Annotated in this window: 1 protein-coding gene; it reads right to left on the bottom strand. The window is 62.1% G+C overall.

Annotation, left to right across the window (positions count from 1 at the left end; translation table 11 throughout):
- Window positions 1-451 (bottom strand): amidohydrolase family protein (locus I6F37_RS39700; protein ID WP_225154333.1); only part of this gene is annotated, 451 nt, incomplete at both ends.

Below are 451 nucleotides of genomic sequence, written 5' to 3'. Positions count from 1 at the left end.
TCCCTGGTGTGTGGCCACGTGCTCTCAGGGTGGGGGAAATCACGCCCGAACAGAATTGTCTCGACGCCGACCTCCTCACGGATACCGACCTCCGCCTTGTGGATGAACGAGGCGCCAGCGAGGCAGTTCGTCGACCAGTACTCACTCGGGCGCCGCTGAGCGGGGATCGACGCTCGATGGCTCTCGAAGAGCTGATCCAGATGAGCAAGCGTCTCCGGGATCCAGTCGATCCGGATCTCGGTGAGCATGAGCCGCAGGCTCGGATGTCGATCGAAGACTCCGCCGAGCATGAGCTGCCACATGGGTCGCCGGGAATCGAGGTTCTTGTTCGCGAACTCGAAGAAGAACTCGATGGAGTCATCCGAGACCGCATCGGCGTGCTCGAACATCGCCGTGCGTTCCTCACTGCCCGCTGCGTCCTTCACGTCGTTGTAGATGCGCTCCACCTGCG

This window comes from Bradyrhizobium sp. NBAIM08 (genome assembly GCF_020193935.1).
In the GTDB taxonomy this organism is placed as follows: Bacteria; Pseudomonadota; Alphaproteobacteria; order Rhizobiales; family Xanthobacteraceae; genus Bradyrhizobium; species Bradyrhizobium yuanmingense.
Note: the sequence above shows the minus strand (reverse complement) of the source record. Positions and strands in the feature narration are given on the sequence as shown.